Origin of the sequence: Streptomyces melanosporofaciens, from assembly GCF_900105695.1 — a bacterium.
In the GTDB taxonomy this organism is placed as follows: Bacteria; Actinomycetota; Actinomycetes; order Streptomycetales; family Streptomycetaceae; genus Streptomyces; species Streptomyces antimycoticus.
In genome coordinates this window covers 2,064,179-2,089,009 of the sequence record NZ_FNST01000002.1, presented here as the reverse complement: position 1 = coordinate 2,089,009, position 24,831 = coordinate 2,064,179, and the positions used below count along the sequence as shown (strand labels likewise).

Sequence of the window (24,831 nt, the reverse complement as noted above, 5' to 3'; positions counted from 1 at the left end):
CGACGGCTCAGCCGTAAGGAGGGCCGCGCCAATGCGCCGCACGGTGTTCAACGAGGACCACGAGGCGTTCCGGGAGACCATCCGCGACTTCATCGCGGCCGAGGTCGTGCCGTACTACGACCAGTGGCGGGAGGCCGGTCAGGCCCCGCGCGACTTCTACAAGAAGCTCGGCGAGCTGGGTGTCTTCGGCATCGAGGTGCCCGAGGAGTACGGCGGGGCGGGCGAGACCAGCTTCAAGTTCAACGCCGTCATCACCGAGGAGACCGCCCGCGCCGGGGTCAGCTTCGGCGGCAGCAGCGTCCACACCGCGCTGTGCCTGCCGTACCTCCTCAAGTACGCCAACGAGGAGCAGAAGCAGCGCTGGCTGCCCTCCTTCGTCACCGGCGACCTGATGACCGCCATCGCCATGACCGAGCCCGGCACCGGCTCCGACCTGGCGGGCATGAAGACCACCGCCAAGCTCTCCGAGGACGGCACCCACTACGTCCTCAACGGCGCCAAGACCTTCATCACCGGCGGCGTCCTGGCCGACCGGGTGCTGGTCTGCGCCCGCACCGCCCCGGCCACCCCCGAGGACCGCCGCGGCGGCATATCCATCCTCGTGGTCGACACCAAGAGCGAGGGCTACGCGGTCGGCCGCAAGCTGGAGAAGCTGGGCCTGAAGACCTCCGACACCGCCGAGCTCTCCTTCACCGACGTCAAGGTGCCGGTGGAGGACCTGCTGGGCGAGGAGGGCAAGGCGTTCGGCTACCTCACCCACAATCTGCCGCAGGAGCGCCTGGGCATCGCCGTCGGGGCGTACGCACAGGCCGCGGCGGCCGTCCGGTTCGCCACCGAGTACGTCCGGGACCGCACCGTCTTCGGTCAGGCGGTGGCGTCGTTCCAGAACACCAAGTTCGTGCTCGCCGACTGCCAGTCCGAGGTGGACGCGATGCAGGCGGTCGTGGACCGGGCCCTGGACGCGCATGACGCCGATGAGCTGACCGCCGCCGACGCCGCCTCCGCCAAGCTCTTCACCACCGAGCGCGCCGCCGTCGTCATCGACAAGTGCCTGCAGCTCCACGGCGGTTACGGCTACATGATGGAGTACCCCATAGCCCGGCTGTACGCGGACACCCGCGTCAACCGGATCTACGGCGGCACCAGCGAGGTCATGCGGTCCATCGTCGCCAAGTCGATGGGGCTGTGACGCCCGTCATGAGCGGCGGCAACAGGACCGCAATCCAGGTCTGCAAGACTGCTTGAACCATGAATGACGCACTTCAGAGCCTTCTCGATCTGCTCGATCTCGAGCAGATCGAGGAGGACATCTTCCGTGGCACCAGCGACGCCGCCCCCCTCGTACCGCGGGTCTTCGGCGGTCAGGTCGCCGCCCAGGCCCTGGTCGCCGCGGGCCGCACCGTCCCCGAGGACCGCTCGGCGCATTCGCTGCACGCGTACTTCCTGCGCCCCGGCGACCCCGGGGCGCCCATCGTCTACACCGTCGACCGGATCCGGGACGGCCACTCCTTCACCACCCGCCGGGTGGTCGCCGTCCAGCACGGGCAGCCGATCTTCCATCTCTCGGCCTCCTTCCAGCTCTACGAGGACGGCCTCGAGCACCAGGAGCCGATGCCGGACGTACCGGACCCGCTCACCCTGCCCACCGCCGATGAGCTGCTGCCGCGCTATGAGCACCTCTTCGGCCCCGGGGTGACCCAGCGGATGCTCCAGGCGCGGGCCTCGATCGATCTGCGGTACGTGGACGAGCCGCCCTTCGGCAGCGTCGGACGGCCGCGCGAGCCCAAGTCGCAGGTTTGGTTCCGGACCAACGGCAAACTGGACGGCGTCGCCGACCACCCCCTGCTCCACGTCTGCCTGGCGACCTATGTGTCCGATATGACGCTGCTGGACTCCATCCTGCTCGCCCATGGGCGCGGCGGCTGGGCGGTCGGCGACATCGTCGGGGCCAGCCTGGATCACGCCATGTGGTTCCACCGGCCGTTCCGGGTGGACGACTGGCTGCTGTACGACCAGGAGAGCCCCTCGGCGTCCGGCGGGCGCGGGCTGGCCAAGGGCCGCATCTTCACCGCCGACGGGCGGCTGGCCGTCTCCGTGATCCAGGAGGGGGTCATGCGGGTACCGCGCGCGAAGAAGAAGTGAGCGCGGCGGGCGGCGGGGCCGCCCGGGCTCGTCGGTAACCCGCGGGGACGGCCCGGGGCTACTGGGCGCCCGCGGGGGCAGCCAGGGCCCGCCGGGAGTCTGCCGCGGCGGCCCGGCGCCGTCAGAACTGGGCCGACAGCCCCGCCGCGTCCAGCAGGTACGCCGTCATCGGGTCGTAGAACCGCGGGCTGGTGACATGGTCGTCCAGCGGGACCACCACCGACAGCGTGCCCTCGGACTCGCCGAGGAAGAGCGCCGGGTCGTTGCAGTCCGCGTAGCCGACCGCGTCGATGCCCCGCTGCCCCGCGCAGCCCGCCCACCCGTGGTCGGCGACCACCAGATCGGGCAGCGGCCGCCCCTCGTGGGCCAGCCCGTCGAGGATCGCGGCCATGGGCGCGGGGGAGTGGGTGTGCCACAGCGTGGCGCCCCGCTCCAGCATCGCCACATCGCAGAACTGGAAGACGTACCCCTCGTCCGCCTGCAGCCCGCCCGGGATCTCCACGATCTCGCAGCCGGCGGCCCGCAGCGCCGCCGCCGTGGCCCGGTGGACCTCCAGCAGCCCGCCCGGATGCCCGGTGGCGAACAGCACCCGCTCGCTCGCCTCCGCCGCCTTCCGCAGCACCGAGGCCATCCGGTCCAGCGCGCCGACCGTCAGCTCAGGGTCGATCGTGTCCTGCCCCGAGCGGTACTCCGGGTCGTCCACCACGCCGCACCGCTCCGCCATGACCGCCAGCACGTCCTGCTCATCGGTCCAGCGGTCGCCCAGCTCCAGGCCGAGCCAGTAGTGGCGGTCGCCGTTCGCGAGCTTGCGGTAGTGGGAGAGGTTGTTCTCACGAGGAGTGGCGACATCGCCCGCGATGCGCGTACGGATGAGGTGGTCGATCAGTTCGGCACGGCTGGGCACGGCGCTGGGTATCGGCATGTTGCCCATTGTCGCCTCTCCGACGGGGGAATGGGGACATCCGCCGCCGGTCGGGCGTGATGCGACCATGGCGAAATTCCGGATGTCGGCCCGGACCGCCGCCGCCTGGGCCCCCGTATCGGACCGGGCCTAACGGCCGGGCCGACGGCTCCGGGCGGAGCGGCGGGGGGCGCCGGGACGGCGCGCACGCTGCGGTTGGGGCTGGGGCGCGCTGATGATCACGGGCACGCCGGAGGGTTCCTGGGCGCCGGTGATCCGGGTGAGTTCGGGGTCGGCGGAGTGGACCTGGGCGGTCTGCGGGGTGATGCCCGCGTCGGCCATGAGACGGCCCATCTCCCGGCGCTGGTCCGGGGTGACCAGCGTGATGACGCTGCCGGATCCGCCCGCGCGGGCGGTGCGGCCGCCACGGTGCAGATAGTCCTTGTGGTCCGCGGGCGGGTCGACATTGACCACGAGATCGAGATCGTCCACATGGATGCCCCGGGCCGCGACGTTCGTGGCCACCAGCGCGGTGACATGGCCGGACCTGAACTGGTCCAGGGTCCGGGTGCGCTGCGGCTGGGACTTGCCGCCGTGCAGCGCGGCCGCCCGGACGCCGCTGGTCAGCAGATGCCGGGTAAGCCGGTCGACGGCGCGCTTGGTGTCCAGGAAGAGGAGGACGCGGCCGTCCCGGGCGGCCACCCGGGTGACGACGGAGCGCTTGTCGGTGTCCGCGATGTGCAGGACGTGGTGCTCCATCGTGGTGACGGCACCGGCGGACGGATCGACCGAGTGCACGGCCGGGTCGTCGAGGAACTGACGCGTCAGCTTGCTGATGTCATGGTCGAGGGTGGCGGAGAACAGCAGGCGCTGGCCGTCGGCGGGGACCTGCCGCAGCAGCCGGGTCACCTGGGGCAGGAAGCCCATGTCCGCCATCTGGTCGGCCTCGTCGAGGACGGTGGTGCGCACCTGGTCCAGCCGGCAGTCGCCGCGTTCGATCAGGTCGTAGAGGCGCCCGGGGGTCGCGATGACCACCTCCGCGCCCTTGCGCAGGGCATCGGCCTGGCGGTTGAGCGACATGCCGCCGACCACCGTGGCCGCACGCAGCCCCAGCCGCCGGGCATAGGGGGTGAGCGCCTCGGTGACCTGCTGGGCCAGCTCCCGGGTGGGGACCAGCACCAGTGCGAGGGGGCTGCGGGGCTCCGCGCGCTGCCCGGCGGTGCGGGCGAGCAGGGCGAGGCCGAAGGCGAGGGTCTTGCCGGAGCCGGTGCGGCCACGGCCCAGTACGTCCCGGCCGGCGAGCGCGTTCGGGAGGGTGGCCGCCTGAATGGGGAACGGCACGGTGACGCCCTGCTGGGTCAGCTCCGTGATCAGCTCCTCCGGCATGTCGAGCTCGGCGAAGGAGGCGACGGCGGGCAGTACCGGGCTGGAACCGGGCGCCAGGGCGAATTCGCTTGCGCCGGATGAGCGGGGGCGCCCACTGACGGCGGAACGGGAGGGTACGGGTTTTTTGCGGCGGTGCGAGCGGGTGGATCGGGTCAACGCGGTGCCTTTCGGCTGGGCGTGGTCTGTGGAAATGCGTACGAGCCGGGGCCCGCACCCCTTCAGGTGCGGGCCCCGGCTCGTGACAGGCGCTGCTATCAGGCGGGAACGATGTTCTCGGCCTGCGGGCCCTTCTGGCCCTGCGTGACGTCGAAGGTCACCTTCTGGCCTTCCTGCAGCTCGCGGAAGCCCTGGGTGGCGATGTTCGAGTAGTGGGCGAAGACGTCGGCGCCGCCGCCGTCCTGCTCGATGAAGCCGAAGCCCTTTTCCGCGTTGAACCACTTCACGGTGCCAGTAGCCATAGTCATTCTCCTTTTACCTGGGATCGGTCCGGAACGCGCAGGAAGCGCGTCCCGAGTCGCCGAAATGACCCCATCCGGAAATGACCGGCGGAAACAAAAAATGCGCCGGACGCTACATCGTCAGGCGCACACAAGTCCATGGGTACCAAAACTGCAACTAGTAAGGACCCTATCACGTGCCACCTCGGAACGGCGGGAACCACGTGGGCGATTTTTGCCGTCGGGCTGTGCCATCCCGCTTCGAGGTGTGACACGCTGGTCGTCCCGGCTCCCTTCTCTCCCCGTTGAGGCACTATGCGCTGCATCATCGCCAATTTCGCCTTCGACCTGACCGCGCGCGAGGTGACGGACGCGATGAGCGGCGTCAGCCCGGAACCGATCACCGGCCCATCGGTCCAGATCGGCCGCCGCGCCTACCCGGTCAAGCAGGTCGGCGCCGTGATCACCCGCCAGGACCGCCGCGACTTCACGGCGGGCGAGGTGATCCGGGCGATGACGCGCCTCGGCTTCACCTGTCACCCGGCACCCGCGGTCGCGGCGGCCGACCCCCTCGAGACCGCCTCCGACCTTCTGGGCAAGCCGCTGGAGGGCTGACACCCACCGGCGTGGCGCGGGCACGGCAAGGGCGTCGAGAAGGCGCTGACCTCCTGCGCTTCCGTGAGTGGGCAACATCATCGGCCGCCCATGGCGGCCATGAATGAACTTAAGCGTTGACTTATATAAGCGGCGGCTGGCATAGTCCTGGCGTGCACGCACTCGATGTCCTCTCAGACCCCGTTCGGCGCCGGATATTGGAGCTGCTGGCCGCGGGGGAGCAATCGTCCGGCGAGGTCAGCACCGTGATCCGGTCCGAGTTCGGCATCTCGCAGCCCGCCGTGTCACAGCATCTGCGGGTGTTGCGGGAGGGCGGATTCGCCTCCGTACGGGCCGAGGGCACACGGCGGTTATACGCCGTCGAGGCCGCGCCCCTGCGGGAGGTCGACCGGTGGCTGGATCAGTTCCGGGGCTTCTGGGAGCAGCGGCTGGACGCGCTGGGGACCGAACTGGCGCGAGGCAAGCGGCAGCGGCGGCTCGATCAGGGGCGCGGCGGCGACAGTCGAACCGGTGAGGACACATAAGTCATGAGCGAGATCGTCGACCAGATCAACGACGTCCACCGCGAGGTCGGCACCCGTGAGGTGCCCGACGGCGAGGCCCGTACCGTCCTGCTGCGGCGCACCTACGACGCCGCGATCGAGGACGTATGGGACGCGTGCACCGACCCGCAGCGGATCAGCCGCTGGTTCCTGCCGGTGAGCGGCGACCTGAAGCTCGGCGGCCACTACCGGCTGGAGGGCAACGCGGGCGGCGAGATCCTGCGCTGCGAACCCCCGCGGCTGCTCGCGGTGAGCTGGCTGTTCGGCGAGAACCCCGGCTTCAGCGAGGTCGAGGTGCGGCTGAGCGCCGAGGGCGAGGAGCGGACCGTGTTCGAGCTGGAGCATGTCGCCGTCGTACCGCCCGAGATGTGGGACCAGTTCGGCCCCGGCGCGGTCGGCGTCGGCTGGGACGGCGCACTGCTCGGCCTCGCCCTGCATCTGGTGGGACAGACGCCCGCGGACCCGGAGGCCTGGCAGACCTCGGACGAGGCGCGGGAGTTCATGACCCGCTCCAGCGCGGCCTGGGGCGCGGCGTACGAAGCCTCGGGGGCGTCGGCAAAGGTCGCGGCCGCCACGATGCGGGCGACCACGGAGTTCTACGTACCCCAGGGGTAGTCGCCTGGGCCCGCCGTGAGGGCCCGCCGTGAGGGTGTCCCGGGGCGGGTCACAGCTTCAGCCGTGCCGCCACCGGCAGGTGATCGCTGTCGGTGGCGGGCAGTGTCCAGGACGAGCGCGGGTCCACGCCGCGGACGAGTATGTGGTCGATCCTCGCCACGGGGAACGACGCGGGCCAGGTGAGACCGAACCCGGCGCCCGCCTCGCTCTGGGCCGAGCGCAGGGGCGACGTGATGGCGGACAGCGCCCGGTCCTCCAGCGTGCCGTTGAAATCACCCACGAGCACGGTGCGATTCCGTGGTTCGGCGCGCAGGGCGGCGCCGAGGCGGTGCGCGGCGGCGTCGCGAGCGGCGGCGGTGAACCCCGAAACGGGGCTGAACCGGACCGACAGCAGATGGGCGACGAAGACGGTGACCGGCCCCTTGGGCGTCCGCACGACGGCGCGCAGGGCGCGTGGCCAGGGCGCGATGTCCACCGTCCGGGACGCGTCGACGGGGTATCTGCTCCACAGCCCGACCGTGCCCCGCACCGTGTGATACGGGTACGTGCCGGCCAGCGTGCGCTCGTACTCCCCGGTCGCGGCGCCCAGTTCCTCAAGAGCCAGCACATCGGCGCCGGAGTCCGCGAGGGCGCGGGCGGTGCGGGCGGGGTGCGGGTTGTGCTCGTCGACGTTGTGGGTCACCACGGTCAGGTCCCCGCCGTCCGCCCGCTTGTCGAGCAGCATCCCGCCGAAGAGCGAACACCAGACGAGCGCGGGCAGAACGACCGCCACGGTGGCGGTCGCGGACCGGCGGACGAGGGCGCAGAGCAGCAAAAGGGGCACGGCCAGACCCGTCCAGGGCAGGAAGGTCTCGACGAGACTGCCGAGATGGCCGACCTGGTTGGGGATGGCGCCGTGGCCCAGCATCACCAGCGCGGCCGCCAGCGCGATCCCGGCGATGGCGCGTCCCCGACGCCAGACGCCGGGAGCGGTGGCGGCACGCGTGTCGGGCTCGGGCGGGGCAGTCGCGTCGGGATCGGGGGCGGCGCCCGCGTCGGGCTCGGGCTCGGCGTTCGTGTCGGGCTCGGCCGGGGGAGTGGGGGCCTGGTGTGCGGAAGGGGCGTCGAGGGGTGTTGCCATGGTGGCCTCACCGGGTCCCGGAGGTGGTCGTCGGCCACCACCGTCGTACGGCCTCGATCGGCTGCGGCGGCCTCGCCGCATGTGGGCCGGGTGCGCGGAGTACGCGGCGTACGCGATCAGGGAACATGCGCAAGGCACCTCCAAGGTGGTTGACGTGCTGCGGTCGCACGTCAACCACCTTGGCCGGGGCGGATCTCCGCACGGCCGTGGCCGTGGATCCGGAACCGCTCAGTCGGTCATCCGTCGTGTATCGAGCCGGGTATCGGCTCTGCCGCGTCAGTCCGTCGGCGGTAGCCGCAGCGTGACGACGGCCCCGCCGTCGGTCGCGTTCGAGAAGAGCAGCGACGCGCCGATGACCCGGGCCTGGCCGGAGGCCACGGTCAGTCCGAGCCCATGACCGCGGCCGCGTTCCGCCGCGCCGGTGCGGAAGCGCTGCGGCCCTTCCGCGAGGAGGCTGTCGGGGAAACCGGGGCCGTGGTCGCGGACGACGACCGTCGTTCCCTCCACCGTGACCTCGACCGGCGCGGCGCCGTGCCGGTGGGCGTTGCCGAGCAGGTTGGCGAGGATCCGGTCGAGTCGGCGCGGGTCCGTCTCGACCACCACGGGCGCGGCGCCGACCGCGAGGCGCGCGTCGAGGCCGGTGCGGGTCAGCGAGCCCCGGACCAGGTCGGGGAGGGTGACGGGGCGCAGATCGGCGCGTTCCACACCGGCGTCGAGACGGGAGATCTCCAACAGGTCCTCGACGAGGGTGCGCAGCACCCGGACCCGGTCCCGCACCAGATCGGTGGCTTCGCTCTCCGGGAGCAGCTCGGTGGAGGTGACCAGGCCCATCAGCGGGGTGCGCAACTCGTGCGCGACATCGGCGGTGAAGCGCTGTTCGCTGTGCAGCCGGTCCCGCAGGCTGTCGGCCATGGAGTCCACCGTGGCCGAGATCTCGGTGATCTCGTCGCCCGCCCGGCCGCCCACCTCGGTCCTGGCGGCCAGGTCGCCCGAGGCGATGCGCCGTGCGGTGCGCGCCACCCGCCGCAGCCGCCGGTTGGGGAGTTCGGCGGCGAGGGCGGACAGGGGCACGATGACGGCCAGCGCGGCCAGCGAGTACTTCCACATATGCCGGTCCAGGGCGCGGCGGCTGAGCTGGTCGGGCGTCATGTCGATCGCGATCGCCGCCAGGTGGCCACCGGACAGCCGCCGCCCGGCCCACATCCGCGGCTGGTACGGGTTGCTCTCCTCGTAGAGGGCAGCGTTCCCCCGGGCCCGGACCATCCGCACCAGCTTCGGTGGCATCTCGCCGGGGGTGTGCACGAGGGCGTCGGACCCGCTGTCGCCGCCCGGGGCGAGGGCGGTGTCCAGGGCGGTGTACGCCTTGCCGGCGCCCTCGTTCATGGACCGTTCGTACGTGCTGTGGTGCACCAGAAGGCCGACCGTCAGCGCGATGCCGCAGCAGGCCGCGGCCACCAGCAGGGCGATCTTCCAGCGCAGCGAGCGCCAGTTGAGCAGGGCGCGTGGCCAGTTGAGCAGGGCGCGTGGCCGGATAGGCAGGGCAGGTGACGTAGCCACGTCAGCGCCTCAGCTTGTAGCCGAAGCCGCGGACCGTCTCGATCCGTCCGGTGCCGATCTTCTTGCGCAGCCGCTGCACACACAGGTCGACGACCCGGCTGTCGCCGTCCCAGTCGTAGTCCCAGACGTCGCGCAGCAGCGTCTCCCGGTCCAGGACGATGCCGGGGTGCGCGGCGAACTCCAGCAGCAGCCGCAGTTCGGTGGGTGCCAGCGCGATCGGCTCACCGGCCAGGAACACCTCCAGGCCGCCCGTGTCGATGGTCAGGTCCCCGAAGCGGAGCCGGGCGCCGTGGTGGTGGCGCGGGCCGGGCTGGGGACCCGCGGAGCCGGCCGCCGCCGGGGCGGCCGGATCCGCTGACGCCGCGACCGGCGGACAGGTGGCGGGCGGATACGTCGCCCGCCGCAGCAGCGACCGGATCCGGGCCACCAGCACCGCGGTGTCGACCGGCTTGACGACGTAGTCGTCGGCGCCCGCCTCCAGGCCGGATATGACGTCCAGATCGTCGCCGCGCGCCGACATCATCAGGATCGGATCCATGCTGGTCTCCCGGATCCGGCGGCACAGCCCGATGCCGTCGAGCCCCGGCAGCATCACGTCCAGCAGCAACAGATCATGCCCGCCCGCCCGGAACAGTTCGAGACCGGTCAGCCCGTCACCGGCCGTGGACACGCGGTAGCCGTAGCGCTCCAGAGCCATCGCGACCGACCTGCGGATCACCTCGTCGTCCTCCACGAGGAGGACCGTGACGGGCAGGGGACCACCGCCACCGGTGGCTGTATGCGACATTTTCACCAACCTGTGCGAAGGGGGGAGCCCCCATCATGCCGTTATGTCACGAGCTCTTCGGCGACCGTGTCACGAGCTCTTCGGCGGCTCCGGGGCCACCCAGTCCGGGTGGCCCGCCATGGGCGGAGTCTTCTCGTCGTACAGCCAGCCGTTGATGTACGCGGTGAAGTCGCGGCCGCTGATCTCGTTCGCCACCGCGATGTAGTCCCGGGTGTCGGCGTTCCTGCCCCGGTACCGGTCGAAGAAGGTCCGCTCGATCTTCTGGAAGGTGGCGTCACCGACCTGGTGGCGCAGCCCGGCGAGCATCAGCACACCCGCGTTGTTGCCGCCGACCAGCGCGTCGATGGCCTCCTTGGGCCGGTTCGGGGGGCCGCTCGCGGCGCGGCTCTCGGGGTCGAACTCGTAGCGCGCCTTCAGCACGGTGTCCAGGTCCCGCCAGCCCTGGTCCACGGTGTAGAGGAGCTGGTAGTAGTCGGCGTGGCCCTCGCTGATCCAGTTGGTGTCCCAGTTCGAGACGGCGAGCGCGTCCCCGAAGTACTGGTGCACCATCTCGTGGACCATGGTCGGTTCGAGTTGCTCCGCCGGTCCCTGGAGGTTCTCGACGGCGAACGTGGACAGGGTCGCCGATTCGAAGGCCACTCCCAGATAGCCCTCGGGCACCCCGAGCACGCCGTAGGTCTCCAGTGGGAACGGCCGGCCGAGCTCCTTCTCGAACCAGGAGAGCTGGTCCGGGATGCGGTCGACCAGCGGCTTGGCCGCCTCGTACGCGTCGGCGTCGACATAGCTGCGCAGCGGCAGCCCGTGGGGGCCGCGGCCCCGGATCTCCTTGTAGTGCCCGACACCGACCTGGACGACCTGGGTGGAGATCTCGTCGCGGGTCGAGAAGACGGTGGTGGCCTCGTCGCCCGCCGTCGTCCGTGAGCGCAGCGTCCCGATGCCCACGGCCTGGAGGTCCTTCGGCGCGGTGACGCGGAAGGTGAACCGGGCCTTGTCGGTCGGGTAGTCGTTGGCGGGGAAGAACATATGCGCCCGGTCCGGCTGGCCGAACACCACGAAGCCGTCCTTCTTGTTCACCCATGGGGTCAGACGCGGCGCGGGGCCGGCCGGGTCGCCGGGCCGGGTCCGGTTGTCGCTCCGGTCGACGCGGTAGGCGATGTTCACGTCGAACCGCCGGTCCTTGCCGAGCGGCTGCCGCGGCGTGATGTCCAGCTTCTCGCCCGCCTTGTCCACGGCGAATCGGGCCGGCTCGCCCTGGACGGTGACCGTCTTGATCTCGTCCACGGCCGCATCGAGGCTGAACCGGGACAGCGCCTGGGTGGCGGTGGCCCGGATCCGTACGGAGGAGTCCATCAGCGTGGTGCCGGGCCGGTAGGTGTAGCCGACGTCGTACGAGCGGACGTCGTACCCGTCGTTGCCCAGATACGGCAGCAGCCGGTCACCGGCGCTCCGGGCGCCGGGGGAGGCCGGGTCGCCCGCGGGGGCACCGGCCCAGCCGGGCGGACCGGCGGCGACGGTCGCCATGGCCGCCGTCGAGGCCGCCATGGCCATCAGCACGGCACGGCGGCGGCGCGCCCGGTGGGTGGGGGCAGGGGACATCGTGACCTCCTACGGTGAGACCGGTGCGCCGCGTCGGCGCACCGGTCTCACCTTGGGCGAAGGAGATCTCCCCTTCGGCGGAGCGGGGCCTCCGGGGCCGCTCGGCTGTGCATCAACCGCGTATCGGCCGTAGCCGCGCATCAGCCGTCACCACGTAGGTATCGGCCGTCGACCCGGGCACCGTCGCGGCGCGGAGGGCGATCACCGCAGCGGCCCGACCCCCTACCCGTAGTACCTGGGGACTACCCCGCGGATGCACTCCCCGGTGGGACGCCAACCACACGGCCGACTCCATAACTTCCGTACTCACACCAGCCGTCGGTACGGAAGGAAAGCCATGGCGTCCCGTCTTCGCCGCGCCCTGCTCGCGGCGCTCGTCACCACCTCGGTGGTGGTGCCCCTGATGGGGGCCGCAGGGCCGAGCGAGGTGCCGGCGCCCGCACCCGTGGCGCTGGGGCCCGTGAACGTCCAGGGGCTGGACCACCGGTACGCGGTCAACCGGGAGGGGATCGCGGCGGCCGAGGCGATGGCGGCCCGGCACGGCGACCACGCGCGGGAGCGGGCACTGCGGAAGATGCGGAAGCCGTCGCGGCACTTCCTGTCCTTCGACGGACGGGACGGTGGCCGCGCCGTCGAGGTGTACGGGGACCTGGGCCGGGCCACGCGCGTCGCCGTGCTGGTGCCCGGGTCGGACACCAACCTGGAGACGTACGACCGGTTCCGGGCCGGGGCCCTCGCGCTGAGCCATCAACTCGGCAGCCGTACCGCCGTCGTCGGCTGGCTCGGGTACAAGACGCCGGGCACTGTGGCACCCCAGGTGCTGACCACGGGCCGGGCCGCCGGGGCGGCTCCCCGACTGGCCGCATTCGTACGGGAGTTGAACGCGGCCAAGCCCCGGGCCCGGATCTCGCTGCTGTGCCACTCCTACGGTTCGGTGGTCTGCGCCCGGGCCGCGCGGGGGCTGGAGGCCGCGGACATCGTCCTGTACGGCAGCCCCGGTACGGGATTCGACGACGCCCGGCAGCTGCACACCCGGGCCACCGTCTGGGCCGGGCGGGGCGGGAACGACTGGATCGGCGGGGTGCCGCATGTGCGGATCCGGCTGCTGGGCACGACCGTCGGCTTCGGGACCGATCCCGTCTCCGGGCGGTTCGGCGCACGGAAATTCGACGCGGGGGAGGTCGGGCACAGCGACTATCTCAAGCCCGGATCCGCCGCCCTGGTGAGCATGGGCCGGATCGTGGAGGGCCGCTATGCGTGACACCGTTCGTACACCTGACACCATTCGTACGCGCGAGAGGTTCCGTACGCGTGACACCTTCCGTACGAGTGGCACGGTTCGTACGCGTGACGCGGCTCGTACGCGTGACACCTTCCGTTTGCGTGATCTCGTCCGGCGGATCGAGGCCGCCACCCCGCCCGACCGCGACCGCGCCGTGGACGCCCTGCGGGCCCTCGCCATCCTCGGTGTGGTGCTCGGCCACTGGCTGGTGACCGCCCTGGTCGCCGACAGCGGCACCCTGCGCGCGGCCAGCCCGCTGCTGTACCAGCCCGAACTCACCCCCGTCTCCTGGGCGTTCCAGACCCTCGCGGTGTTCTTCCTGGTCGGCGGGCAGATGGGCGCCAAGAGCCACGCCTGCGCCCGCGCCCGGGGCATCGGCTATGGGCGGTGGCTGCGCGCCCGGCTGGCCCGGCTGTTCCGGCCCGTCGCCGCCGTGCTCGCCGTGTGGGCCGTGGCGGCGGCAGCGATGCTCGGCTCCGGGGTGAGCCTGCTGACCGTGCACACGCTGCTCAAACTCGTCCTGTCCCCGCTGTGGTTCCTGCTGGTCTACGCGGTGCTCACGGCCGCGACCCCGCTGGTGGCGCGGCTGCATCCGCTGTGGCCGCTCGCCGTCGTGCTCCATGTCGATCTGATCCGGTTCGGCTTCGGCGGCCCGGCCTGGCTCGGCTGGATCAATCTGGCGGCGGGCTGGCTGGTCCCGTACTGCCTGGGCGCCACCTGGGGCCGGGGCCTGCTGCGCGGCCGGACGGCCGGGTGGGTGCTGCTGATCGGGGGCGCGGCGGTCACCGCCGGGCTCGTCCTGCTCGGCGGCTATCCGGCGGCGATGGTCGGGGTGCCCGGCGCCCCGGTCTCCAACCTCAACCCGCCCACCCTGGCGGCCGTCACCTTCGGTCTCACCCAGTGCGGCGCGGCCCTGCTGCTGCGCGGCCCGCTGCGCCGGGTGCTGGCGCGGCCCGCCGCGTGGGCGGCGGTGGCGCTGGTCAACCTCTCCGCGATGACCGTGTTCCTGTGGCACCAGACCGCGATGATGGCGGTCAGCGTGACCACACTGCGGCTGTACGGGCCGCTGCCGGGGCTGCACACCGTGCCCGACGACCTCGGCTGGGTGCTGACGCGGCTGTGCTGGCTGCCGGTGTTCGCGGGGGCGTTGCTGATCTGCTGGGCGGCGTTCCACACGTACGAGGCGGGGCGGCCGCGCAAGGGCGGCGGAGGGGCCGTCCGCGGTGGTGGCGGGGTCGTCCGCGGTGGTGGCGGCGGCGTTCGCGGTGGGAGCCGCGTCGTCCGTGAGGGACGGTTGGCCCGGCATGTGGAGAAGCCCAGTGTCTAAAGTCAAGGGCATGACGGGCGGGCGGATGACGGACCGGCTGGCGGAGGGGGCGCGTGCCCTGCCGCGCACGCTGGGCGAGGGACTGCGCGCGGCGCCGGGCATCCTCCGTGCGGACCTGTGGACGATGCGGCGGGACCCGCTGCCGCGGATGCGCTGGCTGGGCCGGCTGCCCCATGGCCATGTGGTGTTGTTCGCGGTGCTCATGGCCTGGCTCAGCATGGCGCAGTTCCAGGAGCCCGCCCGCCCGGGGACGGCCCAAAACCCGGTGCCTTTGATCGGTCTCGTGGTGCTCGAAGCGCTGGCCGTCCAGGTGGCGCTGACCCGTCCGATACCGGCGTGGTGGCTCTCGACCGCCATGCTGTTGGTGACGGCGCTGGAGGGGGACGGCCGTCTCCCCGAGTACGTGCTCTACCCCTGGAACTACGGCCAGATCGCGCTGCACACCGTCGTGCTGCTCCTCCTCGCGCTGCGGGTCCGCCCCCGGATCGCCGCCGAGGCGCTGGTCCTGACCCTGCTGGTGGGGACGGTCATCGCGGCCCTCGCCACCCGGCCCCACGCGGACGGCATGGACGAGGCGTTCGTGTCCTTCACCACCGCTGTGGTGGTGGGCGCCGCGCTGCGCGGCCGCCGGGTGGCGCGGCGGCGGCTGGTCGAGCAGGAGGAGCTCACCGCGGAGGAGCGGGCCCGGCGCACCCTGCTGGAGGAGCGCAACCGCATCGCCCGCGAGCTGCACGACGTGGTCGCCCACCACATGTCGGTGATCTCCATCCAGGCGCAGGTCGCTCCGCATCTGGCCGAGAACCCCTCCGACGACCTGAAGGAGAACCTCGCGGGCATCCGCCAGAACGCGGTCGAGGCGCTGGCCGAACTCCGCCGCGTGCTGGGCGTGCTGCGCTCCGAGGACGCCCTGGCCGACGGCGCCCGGCACGCCCCGCAGCCCACCCTGGACCGGCTGGACGAGCTGGTGGGCACGGTGCGCGGGACCGGAATCACGATCCTTACGGATGTCACGGGGGAGCGGCGGCCGCTGCCGCCGGGCGTCGAGCTGTCGGCGTTCCGCATCGTGCAGGAGGCACTGAGCAATGTGATGCGGCACGCGCCGGGCGCCCAGGCGCGGGTGGAGCTGGGGTACCAGCGGCGCGGGCTCACCGTCCGGATCGTCAACACGACACCGGACGGGCCCGCCCCGCCCTCGCCGGGCGCCGGACACGGGCTGCTCGGGATGCGGGAGCGCGCTGCGATGCTAGGGGGTGAGCTGACCACCGGCCCGACGCCGGACGGCGGTTACGAGGTGACCGCCGTGCTGCCCACGCACCACCCCGACCCGTCCACCGCCGCGACCGAAACCGCCGAGGACCCCGTATGACGACGACCATCCGCGTCCTGATCGCCGACGACCAGATGATGGTCCGCCAGGGCTTCACGGTGCTCCTCAACGCCGAACCGGACATCGAGGTCGTCGGCCAGGCCGTGGACGGGGCCGACGCCATCGACCAGGTCGCCGAACTGGCCCCGGACGTGGTCCTGATGGACATACGGATGCCGGGAGTCGGCGGTATCGAGGCCACCCGCCGGCTCACCGAACCCGCCGGGGCCACCGTCAAGATCCTGGTCCTCACCACCTTCGACCTCGACGAGTACGTCTACGAGGCGCTGCGCGCGGGCGCGTCCGGGTTTCTGCTCAAGGACGCCTCGGCGGATGAACTGGCCCATGCGGTACGGGTGGTGGCGGCCGGGGACGCGCTGCTGGCGCCGAACATCACCAAGCGCCTGATCGGCGAGTTCTCCCGGGTGAGCGCCGCCGCCCCGCGCGGTCCCCTGCGGGACCGGGTGGGCGATCTGACGGAGCGCGAGACCGAGGTGCTCACCCTGATCGCCCAGGGGCTGTCGAACGCGGAGATCGCCGCACGGCTGGTGGTGGCCGAGCAGACCGTGAAGACCCATGTGAGCCGGATCCTGTTCAAGCTGGGGCTGCGCGACCGGACGCAGGCGGCGGTCTTCGCCTATGAGACGGGGCTGGTGCGCCCGTCCGCGTTCTGACGGGCCCGGCGCGCCTCGTTCTGACGCACCCGCCACGCCTATTGATCTTGTTCTCTCATATGAACTCGCGTTCACATATTGAAGGCATCACGCCATCCATTGACCTGTCGTGTTCACCTCTTTATCGTCACCGGGACCGTCACCGGCCCACCACGACGGAGAACAATGACGTACTCCCCCTCCGGCTGCCCCGGCCTGCCCGGCTGCTCGCCCCGCTGCTCGTCTGCGGGCTGATCGCCGCCGTGCCCCCGGCGTCCGCCGCTCCCGAATCCGACCCCGCCCCGGCGGCCGACGCCCCCGCCGGCGGGGACTGCACGCGCGGGCCGTCCGACGGCTGGGCGCTCTCGTCCGGCCGTATCGATCCCCAGGACAGCTCCCACGCGTATGTGGGCAACGGCTATCTCGGGCAGCGGGTGCCGCCCCAGGGGACCGGGTACTCCGGAGGGGGCGACAAGACCGGCTGGCCGCTGTTCACCCCCCGCTACGACGGCGCCTTCGTCTCGGGCCTCTACGCGCACAACGCGAAGACCACCGAGAACCGGCAGGTCGCCGCCGCCATCCCCACCTGGTCCACGCTGAACGTGGCCACCGGGGGCGCCGGTTCGGAGACCTTCGGCTCCCGGACGCCCGCCGGGCGGATCTCCCACTACCGGCAGACGGTCTTCATGCGGTGCGGGCTGGTGCGGACCTCGCTCACCTGGACCGCGTCCGACGGGCGCGCCACCGACCTCACCTATGACATCGTCGCCGACCGCGCCAACGCGCACGTGGGCGCCGTAAGGATGCGGATGACCCCGCACTGGGGCGGGGACGCGACCGTCACCGACCTCCTCGACGGACGCGGCGCGCGGCGGATGAGCGGGACCGGCGGTGGCGCCCATAAGGACGGCACGGTCGATGTCGGCTTCCGTACGGACGGCACGAAGACCGACGGAGCCGTGGCCTCCACGCTGCGGCCGGGCCCGGGAGTCCGGGCGGGCAAGGCGAGGGCGGAAGGGCCGGAGGGGCCGGAGGGGTCGAAGGGGTCGGAGGCGGCGCGGAAGCTGTCCGCGCGCCAGGCCCTCCGCTTCCCCGTCCGCCCGGGCCGTTCCTACGAGTTCACCAAGTACGTGGGCGTGGACACCGCGCTGACCTCCCGCACCCCGCGCGCCGACGCCCGCGCCGCCTCCCGCCGCGCGGCGGACCAGGGCTGGGACGGGCTGTTCGCCGCGCACAGCGCCGCCTGGCGGCGGCTGTGGCGCTCCGATATCGAGGTGGCAGGGCGCGGCCGGAACGACCTTCAGGACTGGGTGCGCTCCACGCAGTACGGACTGCTGTCGGCCACCCGCGCCGGCTCCCGGAACAGCATCTCGCCGACCGGGCTGAGCAGCGACAACTACGGCGGGCTGATCTTCTGGGACGCCGAGACCTGGATGTACCCCGGGCTGCTCGCCACCCATCCCGAACTCGCCAAGTCGGTGGTGGAGTACCGCTACAAGACCCGCGCGGGCGCCCGCGCCAACGCCCGCAAGCTGGGCTACCCGGGCCTGTTCTACCCCTGGACCAGTGCGGGCAAGGGCGGGCTGTGGACCGAATGCCACAGCTGGGACCCGCCGCACTGCCGCACCCAGAACCACCTCCAGAGCGATATCGCCGTGGCGGCCTGGCAGTACTACGAGGCGACGGGTGACACCCGGTGGCTGCGCGGACGCGGCTGGCCGGTGCTCGAGGGGATCGCCGAGTTCTGGGCCGGACGCGCCACGCGCAACACCGACGGCAGCTACTCGATCAAGAACGTGGCCGGTCCCGACGAGTACAGCAATGGCGTCGACGACGGTGTCTTCACCAACGCCGGAGCCGCCACCGCCCTGCGCGACGCCGCCCGCGCCGCCCGCGTCCTCGGCCGTGAGGCGCCCGCCTCCTGGACCCGGATCGCGGACAAGCTGCGGATTCCGTACGACAAGAAGAAGCAGGTTTTCCAGCAGTACGACGGCTATAAGGGCTCGACCATCAAGCAGGCGGACACCGTGCTGCTGATGTATCCGCTGGAGTGGCCGATGTCCGGTACGTCGGCGGCCAAGACCCTGGACTACTACGCGGCCCGCACCGACCCGGACGGCCCGGCCATGACGGACTCGGTGCACGCCATCGACGCCGCCGCCATCGGCGAGCCCGGCTGCTCCACGTACACCTACCTCCAGCGCTCCATCAAGCCGTTCGTGCGCGGCCCCTTCGACACGTTCTCGGAGGCGCGGGGCGAGAAGGCGGGCGCGCAGGACCCCCTGTCCGGCTCCCCGGCGCATGACTTCCTCACCGGTAAGGGCGGCTTTCTGCAGGTCTTCACCCACGGGCTGACCGGGATGCGGATGGGCGAGGACGGTGTGCGGCTCGACCCGATGCTGCCGCCGCAGCTCCACGACGGCGTCACCCTGCGGGGGCTGCGCTGGCGGGGCCGCACCTACGACGTGGCCATCGGCCCGCACCAGACGACCGTAAGGCTGACCGAAGGCGCGCCGATGCGGATCGAGACCCCGCGGGGCGGAGCGCAGCTCGTGAGCCGGGGCACGCCCGCGGTGCTCAAGACCCGCCGCCCCGACCTCAAGCCGACCGACAACGTCGCGCGCTGCGGGAAGGCGACGGCGAGCACGGAGGAGCCCGGGATGTACGCGGGCGCCGCCGTGGACGGCAACGCGGCCACCGCCTGGGTCCCCGACGCGGACCGGGGCACGCTCACGGCCGATCTCGGCCGCGCCGTGCGACTGGCGAAGGTCAGCCCGGAGTGGACCCGCACCGGGCCCGTCTCCCATGAGGTGCGGACCTCGCTCGACGGCCGCCACTGGCACGAGGGGACGGCCGGCCCGGCCCGCTTCGTGCGCGTCACCGTGCGGTCGGCGGACGACAAGAAGCGCGCGGGCATCGAGGAGTTGCGGGTGACCCGGGCCAAGTGACGCCCTGGCGGGCGGGACAGTGCGGTCCGTGCATGGAGGATCAAGGCACTGTGCACAGGACGCCAATGACATCCCGGCCCCGCTCGGCCCATGCTGATCAGTGACGGGTGAGCAGGGTTACCACGGGGGGAGCCCCGCTCACCTGTTCGTCCAGAGCGCCGTATGGCGGAAGTCCCGAGGGGGGACGCCATAGGCTCCGCGGAAGGCACGGCTGAAGTCCGCGGCGTGGCTGAAACCCCAGCGGGCGGCGATGGCATGGATGGGGGTGTCGCCCAGAGCGGGATCGGCGAGGTCGCGGCGGCAGCGTTCCAGGCGCTGGGCGCGGATCCACGCGGAGACCGTGTGCCCCTGCTCCTCGAAGAGGCGGTAGAGGTACCGGAGCGAGATGTGATGGGCCGCGGCGATCGACGCCGGGGTGAGCCCCGGGCTGTGCAGGTTCTGCCGGACGAATTCCTCGATGCGTAACCGCAGGGTGCGCCGACGGCTCTCGGGGGTGAGCCGGTTCTCGGCGCGCGCCTCGGCACCGGCGTCCAGCTCATGCGCGAGCAGCGCGTTGAGCAGATCGACGGCGACGGTGCCGAGGCGCGGTGCGTCGGCCGGGCCGTAGCGGTCGGATTCGGCGGCCAGCCGGATGAGGAAGTCGGCGAGCATGGCCCCGATGCCGGACCGCCCGGACAGCCGCTGCCCGAGCAGCCGGTTGAGCTCGGCCGCCGGGAACGGCAGCAGCGAAGGGCTGAGGGTGATCGACATCCCGTCGACCCGGCCACGCTCGCACACCGCCAGATACGGCGTGGAGGTCGAGGTGAGCATGAGCTGCCGGGCGCCGACCGTGGCTTCGACGTCCCCGTGGCGCACATCGCTCTCGCCGCTCAGGGTGAGCCGCAGATGGTAGAGCTCCGGGTCGGAGCGCCGGATATGGGCCGCCGTCCGCTCGTTGCGCAGTGACGGTACGGAGGTGGAGGTCAGCGTCACCTCGCCGAGGCTCACCCCGCCCCGTACGCTCGCGCGGAAGTCGTGCTCATGGTCGCTGCGGAGCTCCATCGGGATCGCCGTCAGCTCGCACAGGGCGCGCCAGGCCGCGAATCGCTCCGCGGGCGGGATGTCGTCGATCTGGAGTCCCGTCACGATCATCACCCTTTCGCCGTACGGTGGTGAGCTTTTCGGTGGACGCGACCTTAGACAGCCCTGCCAAGTGTTTGATGAACGGTCCGGTATTGAACAGTCCGCTTTTGGGCGATTCCGTGAACGCGTATCCGGTTGGGGGCGGAGCGGGCCGAGGGGGCGGCCCGGCCGGGTGTGACCCGGTCCGATTGTTGCCGAAGGATGAAATCCGCACATCAGTGTGTTGGTGCCTTCCGGAAGCGTGTGCGGATCGGGAGGTCAACGGGTGGCGGACGTAGCGGCGGACGCAACGGATGAAACGGGCAAAAAGGGTAAGAGTGGGTCAGATGTGGGCGGGCCGGATGTCGGGCAGGGCTGGGTAAGGCGGCTGTTCGGCTACTGCTGGCTGTACCGCAAGGATGTGCTGCTCGCCCTGGGTGCCTCGCTCGCCGGAATGGCCGTCATGGCGCTCGTCCCGCTGGTGCCGAAGCTGATCATCGACGATGTGATCGTCCAGCACGACCGGTCGCTCGCCCCCTGGGCCACCCTGCTGATCGTCGCCGCCCTCGTGGTGTACGTCCTCACCTATATCCGCCGCTTCTACGGCGGACGGCTCGCCCTGGACGTCCAGCACGCCCTGCGCACCGAGATGTACGCGTCCATCGCCCGCTTCGACGGCAGACGGCAGGACACCCTCTCCACCGGCCAGATCATCGGCCGGGCCACCAGCGACCTCCAGCTCATCCAGGGCCTGCTCTTCATGGTGCCGATGATGATCGGCAACATCCTCCTCTTCCTGGTCTCGCTCGTCGTGATGGCGACGCTCTCGCCGCTGCTCACCGTCGTCGCCCTCGCCGTCGCCCCCGCCCTGTGGATCCTCGCCTCGCGCAGCCGCATCCGGCTCTTCCCCGCCACCTGGTACGCCCAGGGGCAGGCGGCCGCCGTCGCGGGTGTCGTCGACGGGGCCGTGACCGGTGTCCGGGTGGTCAAGGGGTTCGGGCAGGAGGCGCAGGAGACCGACAAGCTGCGGGCGGTCGGCCGCCGGTTGTTCGCCGCCCGGCTGCGGACCGTACGGCTGAACTCCCGCTACACCCCCGCCCTCCAGGCCGTCCCCGCCCTCGGTCAGGTCGCCATGCTGGCGCTCGGCGGCTGGATGGCCACCCGCGGCCAGATCACCCTCGGCACCTTCGTGGCCTTCTCGACGTATCTCGCCCAGCTCGTGGGCCCGGTGCGGATGCTCACGATGCTGTTGACCATCGGCCAGCAGGCGCGGGCCGGGGTCGAGCGGGTCTTCGAGCTCATCGACACCGAGCCGGTCATCGACGAGCGCCCCGGCGCCCGGGAGCTTCCCGAGGACGCCCCGGCGACGGTCGAGTTCGACCGGGTGAGCTTCGGCTACGACCCCGAGCGCCCGGTGCTCTCCGAGGTGTCCCTGCGGATCGAGCCGGGCGAGACCCTGGCCGTCGTGGGCGCCTCCGGAAGCGGCAAGTCGACGCTGTCCATGCTGCTGCCGCGCTTCTACGACGTGTCGTCGGGCGCGGTGCGGATCGGCGGCCACGATGTGCGGGAGCTGACGTACGACTCGCTGCGCGGGGCGGTCGGGCTGGTGCCGGAGGACAGCTTCCTCTTCTCCGACACCGTGCGCGCCAACCTCGCCTACGGGCGGCCGGACGCGAGCGAGGAGCGGATCCGGGCCGCCGCCCGTGCCGCGCAGGCCGACGGCTTCATCTCCGCGCTGCCGCACGGCTATGACACCGAGGTCGGCGAGCAGGGGCTGACCCTCTCCGGCGGCCAGCGCCAGCGGCTGGCCCTGGCCCGCGCGATCCTCACCGACCCCCGGCTGCTCGTCCTCGACGACGCCACCTCGGCGGTGGACGCGCGGGTCGAGCACGAGATCCACGAGGCGCTGCGGGGCGTCATGGCGGGCCGTACGACCCTGCTGATCGCCCACCGCCCCTCCACGCTCGCCCTCGCCGACCGCATCGCGGTCCTGGACCGGGGCCGGGTCGTGGACGTGGGCACGGATGAGGAGCTGAGGGCGCGGAGCGCGGTGTACCGGCGGCTGCTGGCGGACGGGTCCGAGACCGTCGCCGCCCCGGGCGGCGACGGCCCGGCCGCGGCCCATGCCGAGCCGCGCGGCGGCGACGCCTCCGCGCACGCGGTGGGCCTCGCCGGGGCGTTCGGCGGGGAGTCCGCCGCGACGGGGTTGGCCGAGCCGGGTATCGACGGCGGGCCGTCCGCGGACGGCGACGGCGCGGCGCATGGCCGTGAGGAGTGCCCGTGCCTGACGGTGGGCCTACAGGCGCGTGGTGGCGACGATCCCGGGCATGCCGTCGGTGAGACGGCTTGCGACGGGGCGGCGACCGAGCCGTGGGTGCGGTCGGACGGTGGTAACGGGCGGGGCCGGCCGCGCGGCGGGGACGACCCCGAGCATGCCGACGGCTGCCCCCGGCCCGGCGGGGTGACCCCGGAGCTATGGGTGCGGCCCGATGGTGACGGCCGTAAGGACGACACGGCGGCGGGAGCGGGAGCCGCGGCCGTGGCCGGGCCCGGGTTCGCGGGGGCGCTGTCCGGGATGCCCGCCACCCCCGAGCTGCTCGCCAAGGTCGCCGCCCTGCCGCCCGCCACCGACACCCCCGACATCGACGAGGAGCAGGCCGCCCGCCCCGAGGAGACGTACGGGCTGCGGCGGCTGCTGCGCGGCTTCGGGGCGCCGCTGGCGGTCGCGTTGTTGCTCGTCGCCGTGGACGCGGTCGCCGGTCTGCTGCTGCCCGTGCTCATCCGGCACGGCATCGACCAGGGTGTCCAGCGGCTCGCGCTCGGGGCGGTGTGGGCCGCCTCCGGGCTCGCGCTCCTGGTCGTCCTCGTGCAGTGGGCCGCCCAGATCGGCGAGACGCGGATGACCGGGCGGACCGGTGAACGGGTGCTCTACGCACTGCGCGTCAAGATCTTCGCGCAGCTGCAGCGGCTCGGCCTCGACTACTACGAGCGCGAGCTGAGCGGCAAGATCATGACGCGGATGACCACCGACGTCGACGCGCTGTCCACGTTCCTCCAGACCGGCCTGGTCACCGCCGTCGTCAGCCTGCTGACCTTCTTCGGCATCCTGGTCGCGCTGCTGATCATCGACGTGGGCCTCGCGCTGGTGGTCTTCCTGACCCTCCCGCCGCTCATCATCGGCACCGTCGTCTTCCGGCGCCTCAGCGTCAAGGCGTACGAACTGGCCCGCGAGCGCGTGAGCGTGGTCAACGCGGATCTGCAGGAGAGCGTGGCGGGGCTGCGGATCGTGCAGGCGTTCCGGCGCGAGCGGTCCGGCCGGGAGCGGTTCGCGGCACGCAGCGACGCCTACCGCCAGGCGCGGCTGCGCGGTCAGCGGCTGATCTCGGTGTACTTCCCGTTCGTCCAGCTGCTGTCGTCCGTGGCCTCCGCGCTGGTGCTCATCGTGGGCGCCGGGCGGGTCGGGGACCACACGCTGACGGCGGGCGCGCTGGTGGCCTATCTCCTCTACATCGACCTGTTCTTCGCCCCCGTCCAGCAGCTCTCCCAGGTCTTCGACGGCTATCAGCAGGCGTCGGTGTCACTGGGCCGCATCCAGGAGCTGCTGCGCGAGCCCACCACCACACCGGTCGCCGACGACCCGCGCGAGGTGCCCACGACGCGCGGCGAGATCGCCTTCGACGATGTGCGGTTCCGGTACGGGGACGACGAGGAGGCGCTGGCGGGTATCTCGCTCACGATCCCCGCGGGGCAGACCGTGGCATTCGTCGGGGAGACCGGGGCCGGTAAGTCCACGCTGGTCAAGCTGGTGGCCCGGTTCTACGACCCGACCGGGGGCGCCGTGCGGGTGGACGGCGTGGATCTGCGCGAGCTCGACCTCACCGGCTACCGCGGCCACCTCGGGGTGGTCCCGCAGGAGCCGTATCTCTTCGCCGGGACGGTGCGCGACGCCATCGCCTACGGACGGCCCGGGGCGAGCGACGCGGAGGTGGAGGCCGCCGCTCGGGCGGTCGGCGCCCATGCCATGGTGGCGTCGCTCGACGGTGGCTATCTGCACGAGGTCTCCGAGCGCGGGCGCAATCTCTCCGCCGGGCAGCGGCAGTTGATCGCACTGGCGCGCGCCGAGCTGGTGAACCCGGACATCCTGCTGCTCGACGAGGCCACGGCCGCGCTCGATCTGGCCACCGAGGCGCTGGTCAACCAGGCCACGGATCGTCTGACGGGACGGCGCACCACGCTGGTCGTCGCGCACCGGCTGACCACCGCCGCTCGTGCGGACCGGGTGGTGGTCCTGGACCATGGCCGGGTCGTCGAGGACGGCACTCATGAGGAGCTGGTGGCGCGGGACGGCCGGTACGCCGCGCTGTGGCGCACGTTCATGGGCGAGACGGCCCCTGCCGTCGTCTGAGCAACCCGGTGCCCGCCGTGGGCCCTTCGTCGCGTGGCAGCGCGGCGGATG

The 24,831-nt window shown here is 72.1% G+C and carries 19 protein-coding genes; 11 read left to right on the top strand and 8 right to left on the bottom strand.

Annotated features, from left to right (window positions below):
- The first annotated feature begins 31 nt into the window (after nt 1-31).
- Both BLV72_RS11385 and BLV72_RS11380 read left to right on the top strand, forming a co-directional pair.
- The gene (locus BLV72_RS11385) at nt 32-1,189 is read left to right on the top strand and encodes an acyl-CoA dehydrogenase family protein (protein WP_093461992.1); all 1,158 of its coding nucleotides are present in this window, start codon (nt 32-34) and stop codon (nt 1,187-1,189) included.
- A gap of 59 nt (nt 1,190-1,248) precedes the next feature.
- A complete protein-coding gene (locus BLV72_RS11380; protein ID WP_059142088.1) occupies nt 1,249-2,142 on the top strand; it encodes an acyl-CoA thioesterase in 894 nt (297 codons plus the stop codon).
- Nucleotides 2,143-2,263: 121 nt separating this feature from the next.
- Here BLV72_RS11380 and BLV72_RS11375 read toward each other — a convergent pair whose 3' ends face one another.
- The 3 genes from BLV72_RS11375 to BLV72_RS11365 all read right to left on the bottom strand — a co-directional run bounded on the left by BLV72_RS11375 (nt 2,264) and on the right by BLV72_RS11365 (nt 4,887).
- Nucleotides 2,264-3,073, bottom strand: coding sequence for a phosphatase (locus BLV72_RS11375; RefSeq protein WP_425288366.1), 810 nt, complete (start codon nt 3,071-3,073; stop codon nt 2,264-2,266).
- A gap of 120 nt (nt 3,074-3,193) precedes the next feature.
- Nucleotides 3,194-4,585: a DEAD/DEAH box helicase gene (locus BLV72_RS11370; RefSeq protein WP_093461991.1), complete on the bottom strand. Its 1,392-nt coding sequence runs from the start codon at nt 4,583-4,585 to the stop codon at nt 3,194-3,196.
- Nucleotides 4,586-4,683: 98 nt separating this feature from the next.
- The gene (locus BLV72_RS11365) at nt 4,684-4,887 is read right to left on the bottom strand and encodes a cold-shock protein (protein WP_010986199.1); all 204 of its coding nucleotides are present in this window, start codon (nt 4,885-4,887) and stop codon (nt 4,684-4,686) included.
- Between the two features lie 294 nt (nt 4,888-5,181).
- On the opposite strand from BLV72_RS11365, the gene BLV72_RS11360 reads away from it, so the two are divergent.
- From BLV72_RS11360 to BLV72_RS11350, 3 genes are all read left to right on the top strand, one after another.
- Nucleotides 5,182-5,481 carry an SCO5918 family protein gene (locus tag BLV72_RS11360; protein ID WP_093461989.1) on the top strand — a complete coding sequence of 100 codons (300 nt, stop codon included), beginning with the start codon at nt 5,182-5,184 and terminating at the stop codon, nt 5,479-5,481.
- Nucleotides 5,482-5,633: 152 nt separating this feature from the next.
- Nucleotides 5,634-6,005, top strand: a complete 372-nt coding sequence (locus tag BLV72_RS11355) for an ArsR/SmtB family transcription factor (RefSeq protein ID WP_093461988.1) — start codon at nt 5,634-5,636, stop codon at nt 6,003-6,005.
- Between the two features lie 3 nt (nt 6,006-6,008).
- Nucleotides 6,009-6,638 carry an SRPBCC family protein gene (locus BLV72_RS11350; protein WP_093461986.1) on the top strand — a complete coding sequence of 210 codons (630 nt, stop codon included), beginning with the start codon at nt 6,009-6,011 and terminating at the stop codon, nt 6,636-6,638.
- A 49-nt stretch (nt 6,639-6,687) separates the two neighbouring features.
- Here BLV72_RS11350 and BLV72_RS11345 read toward each other — a convergent pair whose 3' ends face one another.
- The 4 genes from BLV72_RS11345 to BLV72_RS11330 form a co-directional block, all read right to left on the bottom strand.
- A complete protein-coding gene (locus BLV72_RS11345; RefSeq protein WP_167746341.1) occupies nt 6,688-7,758 on the bottom strand; it encodes an endonuclease/exonuclease/phosphatase family protein in 1,071 nt (356 codons plus the stop codon).
- A gap of 276 nt (nt 7,759-8,034) precedes the next feature.
- On the bottom strand, nt 8,035-9,315 hold the full coding sequence (locus BLV72_RS11340) for a sensor histidine kinase (RefSeq protein ID WP_093461985.1): 1,281 nt from the start codon (nt 9,313-9,315) through the stop codon (nt 8,035-8,037).
- A gap of 1 nt (nt 9,316) precedes the next feature.
- The gene (cseB, locus tag BLV72_RS11335; protein ID WP_093461983.1) at nt 9,317-10,102 is read right to left on the bottom strand and encodes a two-component system response regulator CseB; all 786 of its coding nucleotides are present in this window, start codon (nt 10,100-10,102) and stop codon (nt 9,317-9,319) included.
- Nucleotides 10,103-10,171: 69 nt separating this feature from the next.
- Complete coding sequence (locus BLV72_RS11330) at nt 10,172-11,698, bottom strand: M1 family metallopeptidase (protein ID WP_093461982.1); 1,527 nt, start codon at nt 11,696-11,698, stop codon at nt 10,172-10,174.
- Nucleotides 11,699-12,035: 337 nt separating this feature from the next.
- On the opposite strand from BLV72_RS11330, the gene BLV72_RS11325 reads away from it, so the two are divergent.
- The 5 genes from BLV72_RS11325 (at nt 12,036) to BLV72_RS11305 (ending at nt 19,274) form a co-directional block, all read left to right on the top strand.
- Nucleotides 12,036-12,959, top strand: a complete 924-nt coding sequence (locus tag BLV72_RS11325) for an alpha/beta hydrolase (protein ID WP_093461981.1) — start codon at nt 12,036-12,038, stop codon at nt 12,957-12,959.
- A 118-nt stretch (nt 12,960-13,077) separates the two neighbouring features.
- Nucleotides 13,078-14,307: an acyltransferase family protein gene (locus tag BLV72_RS11320; RefSeq protein ID WP_093461979.1), complete on the top strand. Its 1,230-nt coding sequence runs from the start codon at nt 13,078-13,080 to the stop codon at nt 14,305-14,307.
- Nucleotides 14,300-15,673: a sensor histidine kinase gene (locus BLV72_RS11315; RefSeq protein WP_093461978.1), complete on the top strand. Its 1,374-nt coding sequence runs from the start codon at nt 14,300-14,302 to the stop codon at nt 15,671-15,673. The genes BLV72_RS11320 and BLV72_RS11315 overlap by 8 nt, the downstream gene beginning before the upstream one ends.
- Nucleotides 15,670-16,347, top strand: a complete 678-nt coding sequence (locus tag BLV72_RS11310) for a response regulator (protein WP_014060867.1) — start codon at nt 15,670-15,672, stop codon at nt 16,345-16,347. Before BLV72_RS11315 ends, BLV72_RS11310 begins: the two co-directional genes overlap by 4 nt.
- 59 nt (nt 16,348-16,406) lie before the next feature.
- On the top strand, nt 16,407-19,274 hold the full coding sequence (locus tag BLV72_RS11305) for a glycosyl hydrolase family 65 domain-containing protein (protein ID WP_244320727.1): 2,868 nt from the start codon (nt 16,407-16,409) through the stop codon (nt 19,272-19,274).
- Nucleotides 19,275-19,412: 138 nt separating this feature from the next.
- On the opposite strand, the gene BLV72_RS11300 is transcribed toward BLV72_RS11305, so the two are convergent.
- The gene (locus tag BLV72_RS11300; RefSeq protein ID WP_093461976.1) at nt 19,413-20,405 is read right to left on the bottom strand and encodes a helix-turn-helix domain-containing protein; all 993 of its coding nucleotides are present in this window, start codon (nt 20,403-20,405) and stop codon (nt 19,413-19,415) included.
- Nucleotides 20,406-20,724: 319 nt separating this feature from the next.
- On the opposite strand from BLV72_RS11300, the gene BLV72_RS11295 reads away from it, so the two are divergent.
- Nucleotides 20,725-24,780: an ABC transporter transmembrane domain-containing protein gene (locus BLV72_RS11295; RefSeq protein WP_167746340.1), complete on the top strand. Its 4,056-nt coding sequence runs from the start codon at nt 20,725-20,727 to the stop codon at nt 24,778-24,780.
- The last annotated feature ends 51 nt before the right edge of the window (nt 24,781-24,831 follow it).

Coding starts and splice junctions, on each gene's coding strand:
- BLV72_RS11330 (WP_093461982.1), bottom strand. CDS start 11,698: ATGTCCCCTGCCCCCACCCACCGGGCGCGCCGCCGCCGTGCCGTGCTG.
- BLV72_RS11350 (WP_093461986.1), top strand. CDS start 6,009: ATGAGCGAGATCGTCGACCAGATCAACGACGTCCACCGCGAGGTCGGC.
- BLV72_RS11385 (WP_093461992.1), top strand. CDS start 32: ATGCGCCGCACGGTGTTCAACGAGGACCACGAGGCGTTCCGGGAGACC.
- BLV72_RS11345 (WP_167746341.1), bottom strand. CDS start 7,758: ATGGCAACACCCCTCGACGCCCCTTCCGCACACCAGGCCCCCACTCCC.
- BLV72_RS11375 (WP_425288366.1), bottom strand. CDS start 3,073: ATGGGCAACATGCCGATACCCAGCGCCGTGCCCAGCCGTGCCGAACTG.
- BLV72_RS11365 (WP_010986199.1), bottom strand. CDS start 4,887: ATGGCTACTGGCACCGTGAAGTGGTTCAACGCGGAAAAGGGCTTCGGC.
- BLV72_RS11305 (WP_244320727.1), top strand. CDS start 16,407: ATGAACTCGCGTTCACATATTGAAGGCATCACGCCATCCATTGACCTG.
- BLV72_RS11300 (WP_093461976.1), bottom strand. CDS start 20,405: ATGATCGTGACGGGACTCCAGATCGACGACATCCCGCCCGCGGAGCGA.
- BLV72_RS11310 (WP_014060867.1), top strand. CDS start 15,670: ATGACGACGACCATCCGCGTCCTGATCGCCGACGACCAGATGATGGTC.
- BLV72_RS11380 (WP_059142088.1), top strand. CDS start 1,249: ATGAATGACGCACTTCAGAGCCTTCTCGATCTGCTCGATCTCGAGCAG.
- cseB (WP_093461983.1), bottom strand. CDS start 10,102: ATGTCGCATACAGCCACCGGTGGCGGTGGTCCCCTGCCCGTCACGGTC.
- BLV72_RS11325 (WP_093461981.1), top strand. CDS start 12,036: ATGGCGTCCCGTCTTCGCCGCGCCCTGCTCGCGGCGCTCGTCACCACC.
- BLV72_RS11360 (WP_093461989.1), top strand. CDS start 5,182: ATGCGCTGCATCATCGCCAATTTCGCCTTCGACCTGACCGCGCGCGAG.